Consider the following 13,908-nt stretch of genomic DNA (forward strand, 5'->3'; position numbering starts at 1 on the left):
ATGCCTGATACTGCGAACAACAGCGTGCAGCACCGCATTCCCGCCGACCGCGCCGACCCGCTGGCGCTGAGCGGCGTGAACGACGCCAACCTGCTGGAACTGGGCCGCCTGGCCAACCTGCGGGTGGCGCTGCGCGACGACCACCTGCTGCTCAGCGGGGACCTGCGCGACGTGGAGCGCGCGGTTCCCGTCGCCCAGCACATGGTGGAAATGGCGCGCAACGGCGTGCCGTTCGGCACGGACGACGTGTCTCGCTACCTGGATGCGTCGCGATCGGAAAACGGCGTGCGCCGGCTTGCGGACGCGGCCGGGCGCGTGGTGGTGCCCGGGCCCAAGAAGACGGTGAGCCCCAAGAGCGAGGGGCAGGCCAAGTACCTGGAAGCGATCGAGAACAACGACGTCGTCATCGGCATCGGGCCGGCGGGTACGGGCAAGACGTACCTGGCCGTCGCCATGGCCGTGGACGCGCTGTTCAAGAAGCGGGTGAAGCGCATCATCCTCGCCCGGCCGGCGGTGGAAGCGGGGGAGAACCTGGGCTTCCTTCCGGGCGACCTGCAGGAAAAGATCGACCCGTATCTGCGCCCGCTGTACGACGCGCTTGAGGACATGATTCCGCCGGACCGGCTACGGCGGGCCATGGAGAGCCGGTCCATCGAGATCGCGCCGCTGGCGTACATGCGCGGACGCACGCTGCAGGACGCGTTCGTGATCCTGGACGAAGCGCAGAACGCCACCCGCGCGCAGATGAAGATGTTCCTCACCCGCCTGGGGATGAACAGCAAGGCGGTGATCACCGGCGACAAGACGCAGATCGACCTTCCCCGCCGCGAAGACAGCGGGCTGGTGGAGGTGGAGTCGGTGCTCAAGGGCATCGAGGGAATCGCCTTTTCGTACATGCGCGGGGCGGACGTCATCCGGCACCGGCTGGTAAAGGACATCATCCAGGCGTATGACGCCGCCCGGGGCGAATCCTCGTCGGAGGACCCGACCCCGGCATGAAGGGGTCCGGGGACCGTCCCCCTCCCGACCGCCGCGCCGTTCCCCGCGAGCCCGCCGAGCCCGTCCGGCGTTCCGCGTGGGGCGCCGCACTGCACCACGGCCTGAGGCTGCTTCTGCTGCTGGCCGTGGCGGGAGGCGTGTACGCGCTCTTTCCGGGCGCGCAGACGTCGGACGTGCCGGTGATGGAGCGGGGCGTGGTGGCGCGGGACGAGGTGGTGGCGCAGGTGGCCTTCAGCGTCCCCAAGTCGCCGGAAGAGCTTGCGCGCGAGCGCGACGAGGCGGCGCGCGGCGTTCCCCCCGTGTTCGACTACCGCCCCGGCGCGGCGGACACGATGCTGGCGGGAGTGGGATTGTTTCTGGCCTCGGTGGATTCGGCGCTGGCGCTGAGCCCGCCGGGCGGAGAGGCGCAGGCGGTGCGCGGGGCGCTGGACCGGGCGCGCGTTCCCACCACGCTGGGCGCGCTGGAGGTGCTGACGGATTCGGTGCGCCGCGCGCTGCTGCGGGGCGCGACGGAGTCCGCCGTGCGTGAGCTTCTGCCGCGCGGCGTGGCCGTGTCGTCCCCCGAGCTGGCGGGGATCTCCGCCGTGCGGGTGCGCGGACTGGCGGGGGGTGAACGGCTGCTGGCGGCGGATTCGCTGTACACGGCGGACCAGTTCTACCGCGCGGCGCAGGCCCGTCTTCCCGACGCGGCCGGCGTGGACGCGGCGGAACTGCAGCGGCTGCTGCTGGTTCGCTACTTTCGCCCCAGCCTGGCGGAGAACGAGCGGCTGAGCACGGCCGCCCGGGCGCGCGCCAGCGCCGCGGTGGACTCCGTGGGTGAGCGCATTCTTCCCGGGCAGCGCATCGTGGGCGCGCGCGAGCAGGTGGGCGAGCGCGAGGTGCAGCGGCTGCGCGCGTACCAGGCGGCGCTGCAGGCCCGCCCCGCGCAGGGCGGGCCGGAGATCGCCGGGTTCCGCGCGCTGGGCAGCATTCTGTTCAACGCGCTGCTGCTGATGATCGTGGGCGCGCTGCTGCTGATCGTGCGGCCGGCCATCTACCACGACAACCGGGCGGTGATCTTTCTGGGCGTGCTGGTGCTGGCGGTGGCGGGAATTTCGTCGCCCATCGCGCACTACGATCTGCCGCCGGAGCTGATCCCCATCCCCTTTGCCACGCTGCTGGCGGCGGTGCTGTGGGGCGGCCGTCTGGCGCTGGTTCTCGCGCTCGTGCTCGCGCTTCTGCTGGGCGGGCAGGCGCCGTTCGTGGGGATGACGGTTCCGTTCGAGGCGGCGGTCGCCGGCGCGGCGGCGGCGTTCGGGCTGCGGATGGCGCAGCGCCGCTTTCAGGCGTGGGGATTGATCGGGCTGGTGGCCGCTGCCTACGCCATGTGCGTGCTCGCCGTTGGATTGATGCGGTCGCGCGGGGCGGGGGAGATCGGCTGGGGAATCACCTGGGGCGCGGTGAACGGCATCGGCAGCACGCTGCTGGCCATGGGCTTTCTGCCGCTGGCGGAGTGGTTCACCCGGGTGACCACCAACCAGACGCTGATGGAACTGGCGGACCCCAAGCACCCGCTGCTGCAGCGGCTGTCGCTGGAGGCGCCGGGGACGTACGCGCACACCATTTCCGTCGCCAACCTGGCGGAAGCGGTGTGCAACGCCATCGGCGCCAACGCGCTGCTGGCCCGCGTCGGCGTGTACTACCACGACATCGGCAAGATCACCAAGCCGCTGTACTTCATCGAGAACCAGCCGCGCGGGCGCAATCCGCACGACCGTCTGAAGCCTTCCACCAGCGCGCAGGTGGTGCGCAGCCACGTGGTGGAAGGGGTGCGGCTGGCGCAGGAGTACCGGCTTCCGCCCGCGGTGCGCGACTTCATCGCGCAGCACCACGGAACGCAGCCTATCTCCTTTTTCATGGAGCAGGCGCGGAGGGCGGATCCGTCGGCGAAGCTGAACCCGGCTGAGTTCAGCTACGGCGGGCCGCGGCCGCAGACGCGCGAGATCGCCGTGGTGATGATGGCGGACTCGGTGGAATCCGCCGCGCGGGTGCTGCACGATCCCACTCCGGAGCGCATCCGCGAACTGGTGGACCGCATCGTGGGCGGCAAGATCGCGGCGGGGCAGCTGGACGAATCTCCGCTTACACTTCGGGAGATCCACATCACCCGTGACGTGCTCGCCAAGGTGCTGAGCGGCATGTATCATCAGCGGCTGGACTACCCGCCCGCCTCCGCGCCGGAAAAGGCAATGGCCGACCAGCCGGGCGCCGCGGCGCCGGAGCCACAGGGAGCGGCGAATGGATGAGATCGAAGTGGAGGTCAGCGTGGCGGACGGGCTCGCGGCCCCGGTGGACCCGGCGCGCATCGAGGCCGCGGTGCGCCACGTGCTGCGGGCGGAGGGGGTGCGCGAGGGAGAGATTTCCGTCGCGCTGATGGATGACGACGCCATCCACCAGCTCAACCGCGAGTGGCTGGACCACGACTACGTGACCGACGTCATCTCGTTCAACCTGAACGAGCCCGGCGAGCCGCCGCTGGGCGACGTATACCTGGGCGCCGCGCAGGCCGCGCGGCAGGCGGCCGAGCTGGGCGCGGACCCGGCCGAGGAACTGCTGCGGCTGGCCGTGCACGGCACGCTGCACGTGCTGGGCTGGGACCACCCCGAGGGCGCGGAGCGCGCCGACTCCGACATGTTCCGCCGGCAGGAGGCGCTGCTGCGCGACTTTCTGGCCGAAGGCGCCCGCTGAGGCGCATTCCGTTCTCTTTCCGCCCCCACCAGATGACCTGATGACGGCGACCTCCGCCGCCGATTTCGACGTGGACCCCATCGACGAGCTTCGCGACCTGCTGGAGGGGGGAAGCGAGGCGCGGCTGCGCGCGTTCCTGGACGGTATTCAGCACGGCTCCGACCTGGCGGACCTGCTGGAGCAGCTGGAGGACGAGGACCGCGTCCGCGTGCTGCAGCTGCTGGCCCCGGACGATCCGGCGCTGGCGGCCGAGGCGCTGGCGGAGATGGAGCCCGACGAGCATCCGGAGGACTCGCTCGCCGCGCTGAACGCCGTGCAGATCGCCGCCGTGGTCGCCGAGCTTTCGGACGACGACGCCGCCGACATGATCGGCGAAATGGCGCCGGCCGACCGCGACCGCGTGCTGGCCGCGCTGCCGCACCAGGACGCGGGCGACATCCGCGACCTGATGGCGTACGACGAGGAATCGGCCGGCGGCATCATGACGGCCGAGCTGGTCACGCTGCGGGTGAACCAGACGGCGGCGCAGGCCATTGACGAGGTGCGGCGGCAGGCGCACGGGATGGACGAGTTCTACGGCATCGTCTTCGTGGTGGACGAGCGCGAGGTGCTGCAGGGGACGGTGTCGCTGCGCGACCTGGTGACGGCGGACCCGTCCACCTCCGTGCGCGAACTGGTGCAGGACCCCATCGCCGTCGTTCTTCCCGAGACGGACCAGGAAGAGGTGGGGCGCGTCGTATCCAAGTACAACCTCACCATCATTCCGGTGGTGGACGGGGGCGGGCGGCTGCTGGGCGGGGTCACGTTCGACGACGTCATCGACATCATCGAGGCGGAGTCTACGGAGGACCTGTTCAAGTTCGTGAGCGTGTCCGCCGAAGAAGAGGTGCGCGGCGGATGGGTTGACGCGGTTCGGCTGCGGCTGCCCTGGCTGTTCATCAACCTGCTCACCGCCTTTTCCGCCGCGTCGGTCGTCTACCTGTTCGAGGACACGCTGAGCAAGGTGTCGCTGCTGGCCGTGTGCATGCCGGTGATCGCGGGAATGGGCGGCAACGCGGGAACGCAGGCGCTGGCAGTTACCGTGCGGCGCCTGGCGCTCAGCAGCGAGCGCAGCGGCACGCCGTGGAACGTGGTGGGCAAGGAGCTCCTGGTGGGCGCCACCAACGGGCTGGCCACGGGGCTGGTGGCGTCCGGCGCCGCGTTTCTGCTGTGCATGGCCACGGGCGCGAACGTGCTGCTGGCCGTGGTGGTGCTGCTGGCCATGCTGCTGAACCTGACCGTCGGCGGCTTCGCGGGGGCGTTCGTGCCTACCGTGCTGGAGCGGCTGGGCGTGGACCCGGCGGTGGCGTCGTCCATCTTCGTGACGACGTTTACCGACATGTGCGGGTTCTTTCTGCTGCTGGGGCTGGCGACCGAACTGCTTCTGTAAGGGACGGGCAGGAAGGGAATAGGGAATGGGGAATAGGGACGGATCAGCGAGTCGGGCTGATTCGGACCGTGGAAGTCCGGACGACGCGGTCGCGGCTCCCCCTTGAACACCGTCCACCTTTCGGTGTATCTTCGCTCATGCTTTCCGAGCTTCGGATCCGCAACTTCGCATTGATCGACCGCCTCTCCGTCCGTCTAGGGCCGGGGCTGAACGTGCTTACCGGCGAAACCGGCGCGGGCAAGTCGATCATCGTCGGCGCACTCTCGCTCCTGCTGGGCGAGCGTGCGTCGGCGGACGTCGTGCGCGCGGGCGAGGAGCGTGCGTCCGTGGAGGGTGTGTTCGACGTCGCCGGGCGCGACGATGTGGCGCGGGTGCTGGAGGAGCGCGGCATCGATCCGGACGAGGACGGCGTGCTCGTTCTGAAGCGCGAGGTGGCGCGTGAGGGGCGCAACCGCGCGTGGGTCAATGGCTCGCCTACGACCGCGGCGGTGCTGGGCGAACTGGGGCGCACGCTGGTGGACCTGCACGGCCAGCACGAGCACCAGACGCTGCTCAAGCGCGATGACCAGCGCGCCATTCTGGATGCGTACGGCGGTCACGCCACGCTGCTGGCGGCGGTCCACGAGGCGCACCGCGAAGCCTCCGGGCTGCGGCGCGACATCAACTCGCTGGATGCGCGCAAGCGCGAGGCGGCGCAGCGGGCGGACTTTCTGCGCTTTCAGGCGGAGGAGATCGAGTCCGCGTCGCTGCGTGCGGGGGAGGAAGAGGAGCTGGAGGACGAGGCGCGGCGCCTCAGCCACTCCGAGGAGTTGCAGGCGATCAGCGGCGGCTTGGCGGAGGCGGTGACCGGCGGCGAGCGCGCGCTGCTGGGAGAGGTGGCGTCGCTGCGGCGGCAGATTGATCAGCTGGTGCGGATCGACGGCGCGCAGGAGTCCGTGCGCGAACTGTACGATGCCGCCTACTACGCGCTGCAGGAGTTGGGCGACCGCATGGAGCGCTACGCCGCCACGGTGGAGCACGATCCGCAGCGCCTGGAAGAAAACCGCCGTCGGCAGGACCTGATCTTTCGCCTCAAGGCCAAGTATGGCCAGACGGTGGAGGAGGTCATGGAGGTGGGCCGGGCCGCGCGCGCGGAGCTGGACCTGGTGGATGGCGCGGAGTGGGAGCTGGGCGGGCTGCGAAAGAAGCTGGCCGCCGCGGAGGAGACGCTGTCCGCGGCCGCGGGCGCGCTGACGGAGGCGCGCACCTCGGCCATGGCGCGGCTGTCGGAGGAGGTGAGCGGCGTGCTTCCGGAGCTGGGGATGAGCGGCGGCGTGTTCCGCGCGGAGGCCATCGCCTTGGCGCAGACGGGCCCATCCGGGGCGGAAGAGGTGGAGTTCCGCGTGTCGCTCAACCGCGGGTTCGAGCCCAAGCCGCTGTCGTACGTGGCGTCCGGCGGCGAAATGTCGCGCATCATGCTGGCGCTCAAGACGATTCTGGCGCGGCTGGACAGCGTTCCCACGCTGGTGTTCGACGAGGTGGACGCGGGAATCGGCGGCAAGGTGGGGCTGCAGGTGGGCGACAAGATGCGCGGCGTGGCCGAGACGCATCAGGTGTTCGCCATCACCCACCTGCCGCAGATCGCCAGCCGCGCGCACGTGCACCTGCTGGTGCGCAAGGGCGAACGCGACGGCCGCACCACGACGGAAGTGCTGCCGCTGGACGCCGACGGACGTGTGCAGGAAGTCGCCCGCATGCTGGGCGGCGATCCGGAGAGCGCCGTGTCGCTGGAGCACGCCCGCGAACTGCTGGAGCGCGGCGTCGGGGTCTGACCGCAGCCGGGATGGACAACGATCGAGAGGGGCAGCGGAGATGATCCGCTGCCCCTCTTTGTTTCCGTTCCCCGCGACCTCCGCGAACCCCCGCGGCCTCCGCGTGAAACGGTGTTCAGCGCGGCGGCCGCGCGGGGCGTGGCGTCTCCGCGGGAGGCACGACGACGGGCCGCGGTGTGGTGAGCGGCGGCGCGGCCGGATCGATAGAGGGCGCCGGCAGGGGCGTCGCGGGCGGCGTGACCACCGGGGCCGTGCTGTCCGCCGTGGTATCCGCCGGAAGCGGGGGCGGCGGCGTGTCGCGCGGCAGGAGCGCGCGGGTGGGAAAGAAGCGGCCCGTCACCCGGATCTGCCCCGTCTGCGGCGCCAGCCCGCCGCCCGCAAAGGTGCGCTGCCACCCCAGATCCACCTCGAACGGCACCTTGGCCTTGCCCAGCGCGTAGGCCCGCAGCGAGCTGTACCGTGCGTTCAGCCCCGCCGCGTGCGCCGTCCACGCACCTACCGACTCCAGCGGCGAGGCGAGCACGTCAGCGCCGGAGTAGGTCGTTTCGCCCATCCGCGTGAACGCGTACTGCCCGGCGAATGAAATCTGCTGCGTCAGCCGCCAGCGCGGCAGCAGCTGCAGCGAAACGCGCGATCCGGGCGACCGCTGCAGCGTGCGAATGGCCGTATCCGCCGGGAAAGGACGGGTCGCGGTAAAGGCGTACCGCTGCACGTCTGCGGGAAAGAGCACGTCCGCCGTGACCACGGTGTTGACCATCCACCGGCTGGAAACGAAGACGTCGTTCAGCAGGTCCACCCCGATGCCGAAGTGCCCGCCGCCCGGCACCAACTCCGTCAGCGCCGTCTGCGCGCTCTGTCCCGTGGGCAATCGGCCACGCACGCCCACGGTGGACCGCACGCCGATGGCGGAAACCGTGTCAGGGTTCGGCCACCCCGGAGGTCCCTCGCGCAGCAGCAGCCGCGCGCCGACCTCCACGTCGCCCAACTGGTAGCCACGGCTGCCGGAAAGCGAGTCAAAGGCGGCGACCTCCTCCGCGGCGAGCCGGCCGTTCAGCACGGGGTTGCCCAGAATGTCCGCGAAGCTGAGCGGGCGCGTGGGGAGGATGAGCGTATCCTCGTCCATCGCCCGCAGCAGCGCCTGCAGCGAGTCGCCGGTGGGGCTGCCGCGCAGGGGAAGCAGCGTCGACCGGCCCACGTCCGCGAAGCCCCCGCCGATGGAGTCGAGCGCGGCGGTGTTGACGGCCACGTTGGGGTTCAGCCCCACGTTGCCGTCCACCAGGTACGGTCCCAGGCTGCTGGTGCCGCGCCGCTCCAGCGGAACGGTGGCGAACACGGTGAGGCGGTCGCGCAGCCCGTACCGGAGGGTAAAGGGAATGCGCCGCTGCGTGACGCGCGTGCGGAACGTCGTCTCGCCCACGGTCAGGCCTTCGGAGAGCGGGCGCGACGCGGCGCCCTCCAGCGTGGAGAACAGCGCGCGCAGGCGCGGGTCCAGCCGGGCGAGCGAGTCGGCCGTGGCGCGCGCGGCCAGTTCGCCGAACGGGGCGGCAAAGGCGCTGCCCAGCCCGGGATTGCCCTCGCCCAGCAGGCGGTCGTGATGGGTGAACACGCCGCTGGCCGACACCTCGACCATGCCGCGGCGCAGCACCCACGCCTCGGTGTCCTGGGCCAGGGCGGCGGCGGGCGCCAGGGCGGCGCAGAGCGCGAGCGCCAGCGCGGGGCGGAAGCTGTATTTCATCCGCACGATGCGGTCAAAGTAGAAATCAGAAAAAAACGCGTGTGGTGCGCGGGGAGGCTAGCGCCCCCCGTGGGCCGTGTCAAACGGCGCGAAGGCCGCAATTGCTCCACCGCCGGGGTTGACGGGCCGGGGAGGCGCCCATACATTTGCCGGGCGTTTGCTGCGCGGGACGGCGTTGGTTGTCGGCTTTAGATCTGCAGCGAGTGTGCTGGCGCCGTGGCCAAGTGGTAAGGCAGAGGACTGCAAATCCTCGACCCCCGGTTCGAATCCGGGCGGCGCCTCTGGCTGTGCTCGTCCGGAGGGCCGGTTGACGGTCCGTTCCCGGGCGGTTAGGTTCCGGAACTGGTTGAGTTCCGCAGTGCCCCGTTCGTCTAGTGGCCTAGGACATGGCCCTCTCAAGGCTAAAACACGGGTTCGATTCCCGTACGGGGTATGGTTTGAAAGATCTGGAGGGCAAAGGGTCAGGTCCCCGCAGGAAGCAGCCCACCTTCCGGCGCGGGCGCGGATAACCTCCGGCCCGCGATACGCTCGCTTAGCTCAGCTGGTCCAGAGCGCTCGCTTCACACGCGAGAGGTCATAGGTTCAAATCCTATAGCGAGCACTTTGCTCCAGAAAAGCCCCGTCGCATTGCGGCGGGGCTTTTCTGCGTCTTCATTCCCGATCGTCCCATCCCCTCTGCCGAGGCTGCTCTCATGACGCTGACCGGGTATGATGCCGCCGCCGTTCGCCGCGACGGGTTCGCGATCGTGGAGAACGTCGCCGATTCCGCGACCGTGGCCGTGCTGCTGGATGAACTCGCGGCGGTGGACGGGCCCGGCGCCATCCGCCGGCGCGGCAGCGTACACGCCGTGCGCAATCTGCTGGAGGCGGTGCCTGCCGTCCGCGATCTGGCCCGGAGCGCCGCGGCGCGCGCGCTGGTGGAGCCGGTGCTGGGGGCGGAGTGCTTCGCCGTGCGCGGCATCCTGTTCGACAAGACGCCGGACGCCAACTGGAAGGTGGCGTGGCACCAGGACCTCACCATCGCCGTGCGCGAGAGGCGCGAGGTGCCCGGCTTTGGTCCGTGGTCCGAAAAGGCGGGGATCACGCACGTGCAGCCGCCGGCGGAGGTTCTGCGCGACATGCTCACCGTGCGCGTGCACCTGGATCCGTGCGGGACGGAAAACGGGCCGGTGCAGGTGATTGGCGGGTCCCATCTGCACGGCCGGCTCTCGCCGGAGGAGATCGACGAGTGGCGGGATGGGAATGACGCGGTGCCGTGCACCTCGCCCATCGGTGGGGCGCTGGTCATGCGGCCGCTGCTGCTGCATGCGTCGTCCGCATCCACCGTCCCCGACCACCGCCGCGTGGTGCACCTGGAGTTTGCCGCGGGCGACCTGCCGGGCGGGCTGGAGTGGCACGGGCGCTGTTAGGCGGGGCGCTCAGCCGGGCGGGGGAGCCGGGTGGCGCTGCTCCCAGAATTCCCGCGTGCAGCTGCTGAACGGCACATCCGCCGTTTCCGCGCCCGGCCGGCCGCGCAGGTTGGGCATCTGCTCGGCACCGGGCCGGATGGCCAGCAGCGTCGCCCGGCCGGGCCCCAGCGCGCGCATGACGCAGAATGCCTGCGGGCGCTGCATCAGCACGGGCGCCACGTACAGGGTGGAGATGGCGTCCGTGTAGTCCAGCAGCACGTAGTTGGCGCCGGCCTCGCGCGCCGCCGCCAACAGCGTGTCGGGGTCGGCGCTGAACGGATACACGCGCGCCGCGTAGCCGGATTCCGCCCAGAACAGCGTCGGTTTGCGCACCATCACCGCCGAGCCTTGCGGAAGCCGTCCCCGCAGGTACGCCGCAAGCCCCAGGTAGTCCGAGGATGCCGGCTTCAGGCAGGGATACGGGTTTTCCGGGCCGTACTCCGCGCGGCACATGCGCGCGTCCAGCAGTTCCAGCCGCAGCGTGGGCATGGCCAGGATCATGACGAGCGCCCCCATCCCGCCCGCCAGCGCCGGCATGCGGACGCGCGCCGCCGCCCGCCGCACCGGCTCCGCCGCGCACACCAGGAGCATGGGCAGGGCGGGGAGCAGAAAGCGCTCGCCGGCCCACTCACGCGGCCACACCAGCACCAGCCCCATGTACAGCGCCAGCCACACCTCGGCCACGTCGGGGCGCCGCATGCGCATGATCCACCCCGCCAGCGCCAGCAGCACCACCGCCGTCCCCAGCAGCAGGGCTTGCGTGCCGGTGATCCATCCCGTCAGCAGGCTGGGAAGGTGCTGGCTGGTGTACACGCCGATGTTTGACGCCACGCGATGGATGAAGCCCGCCGCGTCCACCCTGCCCAGCACCGGCCGGTACGGGTCCACGTACCACAGGAAGCTGGTGTAGCCGGGCGCGCCGTACGCCTTTCCCCGCGCCCACCACCATACGCCGAACGGGGCGATGATCGCCGCGAACAGCGCCAGCGCCGGCCAGCGCCGCCGCCACGCCAGCCATCCCCCGGCGGCCACCACCAGCGGCAGTCCGGCGGAGCGAGTGACGTACGCCGCCAGCGTGGCCCCCGCCGCGAGCGCAACCGGCGCGATCCACGCTCGGCGGATAGCGGGGGTGGCGTCTTCCGGATGATCGTTCGTCGCCGGCGCGAGGCGGGAAAAGGCCCACAGCGCCAGCATGGTCATCGCCCAGAACGGCGGATCGGAGAACTCCCATCGTCCCTGGTCCACCACGCCCGGGCCGACGGTGAGGATGGCCGCGACGCCGAACGCCGTTCCGGTTCCCGCCACGCGGCGGGCCCACAGATAGGAGAGGCCCACGGCCGCGGCGGCAAAGAACCCCACCAGCACCTTGAACCCCACCCACGGCTTCACGCCCAGCGTCATCGCGCCGGCCAGAATCAGCGGAAAGCCGGGCGGATACTGCGTGTGGCTGCGTGCCGCGGGGTCCCACAGCTCACGGTAGCCCCCACCGCGCAGCGACTCGGCGAGCGCCAGGTACGCCGCGTTGTCGCCCCCGAAGTGGAGCGTGGGGATCAGCGCCTGGTGCACGATGGCCAGGTGCAGCAGGGCGAACCCCAGCGCGACGGCCCCGGGATGCGCGGCGACGGCGTCGCGCACGCGGCGGGCGAGGCTTGCCCGGGGAGGCGGCGGCGGCGGTGGGGAGGACCGCCGGGGCGAGGTGCGTGTGGCGCGGCTCAAGGCAGTGGCCGTGTGGAGCGGATGAGGGGAATCGCGGAGAGCGCGGCGTGGTCTTCGATGATCTGATCCGCCGGCGCGACGGGCTCGAATCCCTGCAGAGGCGTGGCGCCGGTCGTCGCGGATCGGTGGATCGGTGGATCGGTGGATCGGTGGATCGGTGGATCGGTGGATCGGTGGATCGGTGGCGCGCCGAAAGCAATCCTGCGACGGCGTTCCGCAGATCCGCGCGAGTGCCTTTCTGCGTAGACGCCAACGTAGCCGCGGCGGCACGCGGGGACAACGCGTGCAGTTGGATTCCGCCCTCCAACTTCTGCGACGCCGAAGGGAGCGAATCCGCGGTGCAGGTGTACACTGGTCCCTCCGCGCGGATGAGCCGTTTCCCACGGCCGCATCCGCGCCGCGCTTTCTGGACGCACATGACCGACTCACGCTTCTGGATTCCGTTGCTGATCGCGGCCGCCGACCCTCTTCCCGAAGCCCTGCACCGCGCGCCGCTGGTGCCGGGCCACGAGTTCACACTTCCCACGCGCATCAAGGACGCGGACGCACTTCGCGCCAGCCTGCGGGAACTTCGCGGCGGCGATGACGACGACGTGCTGCGCGCCGACATCGGCGGGGCGCACGTGGTGTTTCGCCCGGGATCTCACGGCCGCATGGATGCCGTCTTTCTGGCGGATGTGCCGGAAGAGCGCGCGCACAGCATCGTGCTCACGGTGGAGCACGCCTACGCCCGCCAGCGCAGCGCCGCGCGCCATCACCCGCCCGGCGACGCCGCCGCGGATTGACGAGGCGGCCCGCGGCCGGCCGTGGCCCATCGCCGCCGTCGGCGCGGAAAACCGGCGTGTCCGGAACGCGCCGGCCGCCGCTGAATCCAATCCGGTCCCGCCTCGTAGATCTGTGCGGCTCAATGCCTTATATTGCTGGCACGTTCAACGTTTCCCGCACTGGCCGTAATCTCGTGAAGCTTTCTCGCCTGCTTGTCGCGCTCGCGTGCGCCGCCTTTGCCGTTCCGGCGGCTGCGCAGATGCGGCTGGATCTGAACATCCCCGAAAACCGGCTTCGCCTGCTGGACGGGGACAGCGTCCTGCGCACCTATCGCGTCTCCGTCGGCATGCCCGGGCACGACACGCCCGACGGCACCTTCAACGTGGAACGCGCGGAGTGGAACCCCTCGTGGCGCCCGCCCACCACGTCGGAGTGGGCGCGCGACAAGGAGTTCATGCCGCCCGGCCCCAACAATCCCATGGGGCGCGTAAAGCTTTTCTTTGCACCGTTGTACTACATCCACGGAACGCCCGATTCCACCAACATCGGCGCTCCGGCCTCGCACGGGTGCGTCCGCATGCGCAACCGCGACGTGGTGGAACTCGCGCGCCTGCTGCACGAGCACGCGCAGCCGACGGTGGCGCCCGCGGAGATCGACGGCATCCTGCGCCGCTCCACCACCACGCGCTGGTCCAGCTTCCGCGCGCCGGTGCCGCTCGCCATCCGCTACGAGCCGGTGGTGGTGGAGGGTGATGAAGTGCGCGTGTATCCCGACTTCTACAACCGCAGCCGCCTGCACAGCGAAGGCGTGATTCAGGCGTTGCTGGCGGCGGGATACGATGCGCGTTCCATCGACCGCGCGCAGGTCCGCGCACTGCTGCAGCGGGCCGGCACGACGCGAGGGCCGCTGAGCGTAAAGCTGGCTGATGCATTTACCGGCCTGCGCCGCACCGGGCTTTCCGCGGACCGATAGCACTGCGCCCGCACACTTTCCGCCCCGTCCGGCCACGCGCCGGGCGGGGCGGTCTGCTATCCGGACAGGATGATCGCAGCGGCGATCAGGATGAGGCGATCGGGATGGGATAATCGGATGAGGTGATCGGATAGATGATCGGGATCGGTGATCGGGATGGGATGATCGAGATGGTGGATCGAGATGGATGATCGAGATGGATGATCGGGATGGATGATCGGGATGGATGATCGGGATGGATGATCGGGATGGATGATCGGGATGGATGATCGGGATGGATGATCGGGATGGATGATCGGGATGGA

At 70.4% G+C, this 13,908-nt stretch carries 10 protein-coding genes, 3 tRNA genes and 1 pseudogene; 11 read left to right on the top strand and 3 right to left on the bottom strand.

From position 1 onward, the window contains the following. The 5 genes from HNQ61_RS24820 to recN all read left to right on the top strand — a co-directional run bounded on the left by HNQ61_RS24820 (position 1) and on the right by recN (position 6,966). Positions 1–999: a PhoH family protein gene (locus HNQ61_RS24820; protein ID WP_170039119.1), complete on the top strand. Its 999-nt coding sequence runs from the start codon at positions 1–3 to the stop codon at positions 997–999. After that, the gene (locus HNQ61_RS24825) at positions 996–3,284 is read left to right on the top strand and encodes an HD family phosphohydrolase (protein WP_170039118.1); all 2,289 of its coding nucleotides are present in this window, start codon (positions 996–998) and stop codon (positions 3,282–3,284) included. Before HNQ61_RS24820 ends, HNQ61_RS24825 begins: the two co-directional genes overlap by 4 nt. Then, a complete protein-coding gene (gene ybeY, locus HNQ61_RS24830; RefSeq protein ID WP_170039117.1) occupies positions 3,277–3,726 on the top strand; it encodes an rRNA maturation RNase YbeY in 450 nt (149 codons plus the stop codon). The genes HNQ61_RS24825 and ybeY overlap by 8 nt, the downstream gene beginning before the upstream one ends. Before the next feature lie 40 nt (positions 3,727–3,766). After that, a complete protein-coding gene (mgtE, locus tag HNQ61_RS24835; RefSeq protein WP_170039116.1) occupies positions 3,767–5,155 on the top strand; it encodes a magnesium transporter in 1,389 nt (462 codons plus the stop codon). Between the two features lie 137 nt (positions 5,156–5,292). Then, complete coding sequence (recN, locus tag HNQ61_RS24840) at positions 5,293–6,966, top strand: DNA repair protein RecN (RefSeq protein ID WP_170039114.1); 1,674 nt, start codon at positions 5,293–5,295, stop codon at positions 6,964–6,966. Positions 6,967–7,081: 115 nt separating this feature from the next. On the opposite strand, the gene HNQ61_RS24845 is transcribed toward recN, so the two are convergent. After that, the gene (locus HNQ61_RS24845) at positions 7,082–8,701 is read right to left on the bottom strand and encodes a hypothetical protein (protein ID WP_170039112.1); all 1,620 of its coding nucleotides are present in this window, start codon (positions 8,699–8,701) and stop codon (positions 7,082–7,084) included. Positions 8,702–8,911: 210 nt separating this feature from the next. Between HNQ61_RS24845 and HNQ61_RS24850 the strand changes: the two genes are divergently transcribed. The 4 genes from HNQ61_RS24850 to HNQ61_RS24865 all read left to right on the top strand — a co-directional run bounded on the left by HNQ61_RS24850 (position 8,912) and on the right by HNQ61_RS24865 (position 10,110). Further along, a tRNA-Cys gene (locus HNQ61_RS24850) sits at positions 8,912–8,982 on the top strand. A 79-nt stretch (positions 8,983–9,061) separates the two neighbouring features. Then, positions 9,062–9,134: transfer RNA gene (locus tag HNQ61_RS24855), tRNA-Glu, on the top strand. 93 nt (positions 9,135–9,227) lie between these two features. Then, positions 9,228–9,302: transfer RNA gene (locus HNQ61_RS24860), tRNA-Val, on the top strand. A gap of 91 nt (positions 9,303–9,393) precedes the next feature. Further along, positions 9,394–10,110: a phytanoyl-CoA dioxygenase family protein gene (locus HNQ61_RS24865; RefSeq protein ID WP_170039110.1), complete on the top strand. Its 717-nt coding sequence runs from the start codon at positions 9,394–9,396 to the stop codon at positions 10,108–10,110. Positions 10,111–10,119: 9 nt separating this feature from the next. Here the strand turns inward: HNQ61_RS24865 and HNQ61_RS24870 are convergent, their stop codons facing one another. After that, positions 10,120–11,784: a hypothetical protein gene (locus HNQ61_RS24870; RefSeq protein ID WP_170039108.1), complete on the bottom strand. Its 1,665-nt coding sequence runs from the start codon at positions 11,782–11,784 to the stop codon at positions 10,120–10,122. Between the two features lie 497 nt (positions 11,785–12,281). On the opposite strand from HNQ61_RS24870, the gene HNQ61_RS24875 reads away from it, so the two are divergent. Next, a complete protein-coding gene (locus HNQ61_RS24875; protein WP_170039106.1) occupies positions 12,282–12,650 on the top strand; it encodes a hypothetical protein in 369 nt (122 codons plus the stop codon). A 173-nt stretch (positions 12,651–12,823) separates the two neighbouring features. Continuing rightward, complete coding sequence (locus HNQ61_RS24880; RefSeq protein WP_170039104.1) at positions 12,824–13,603, top strand: L,D-transpeptidase family protein; 780 nt, start codon at positions 12,824–12,826, stop codon at positions 13,601–13,603. Positions 13,604–13,659: 56 nt separating this feature from the next. On the opposite strand, the pseudogene HNQ61_RS24885 reads toward HNQ61_RS24880, so the two are convergent. Then, positions 13,660–13,908 (bottom strand): annotated as a pseudogene (locus tag HNQ61_RS24885) (hypothetical protein); the annotation flags it as partial.

The organism is Longimicrobium terrae, assembly GCF_014202995.1.
Classification (GTDB): Bacteria; Gemmatimonadota; Gemmatimonadetes; order Longimicrobiales; family Longimicrobiaceae; genus Longimicrobium; species Longimicrobium terrae.